This window comes from Ursidibacter arcticus (assembly GCF_009761375.1).
Classification (GTDB): domain Bacteria; phylum Pseudomonadota; class Gammaproteobacteria; order Enterobacterales; family Pasteurellaceae; genus Ursidibacter; species Ursidibacter arcticus.
On record NZ_LEKM01000029.1, the window covers coordinates 1 to 752 of the forward strand.

The window sequence follows — 752 nt, forward strand, 5'->3', positions numbered from 1 at the left end:
CGATGTTTGGGTTGTACACCTACCAGCTCCCACGCTTTGCGTGGGCTACTCTCGGTGGGTTCTTGCTGCTGACCGCCGGTGCGGTTCACTTCACAAGCTCTACGGGCGTGTCCCGCCCTGATATTATTATACTTGGACGATTACTCGCCCACGTGCCAATACGTTTAACGCACCGACTACATCGGCGTTTTCCGTGTAACCACATTCTACGCACTCAAAATCGGCTTGTGTTTGGCGATTTTCCTTTGCAGTATACTACAACAAGGACAAATTCGACTTGTGTTTTGTGGTGGAACAGCCACTAAAAAACCGCCTTGCCATTGCGTTTTGTAGCCCAACTGACGGCGGAACTCGAACCAAGATTGATCTAATATCGCTCGGTTTAAGCCTGATTTAGCTGCCACATTTTTACCGTGTTCTTCTGCTGTGCCTTTGGCTGATTTGGACATATTCGACACCTGCAAATCTTCAACGTAGATCATTGCGTGGTTTTTGCTGATTTTGCTTGAAGTTTGGTGCAAGAAGTCTTTGCGATAGTTAGCAATTTTGTGATGCAGTTTGGCGATTTTTACCTTTAATTTCTGCCAATTTTGGCTAAATTTAACCTTGTTTTTAAGTTGGCGTTGAAGTTTTGCCAGTTTGCCTTTGTCGGTTTTAAAAGCGTTTAACGGTTTAAAAAACTCACCGTTTGAAAGCGTGGCAAAACGTGCAATGCCCATATCAATACCAATTTCTCCGCCTTTGTGGGTTGG

At 45.1% G+C, this 752-nt stretch carries 1 pseudogene; it reads right to left on the reverse strand.

What is annotated here, in order from left to right:
- Positions 1-126: 126 nt before the first annotated feature.
- A pseudogene (locus A1D25_RS10960) lies at positions 127-752 on the reverse strand (RNA-guided endonuclease InsQ/TnpB family protein); the annotation flags it as partial.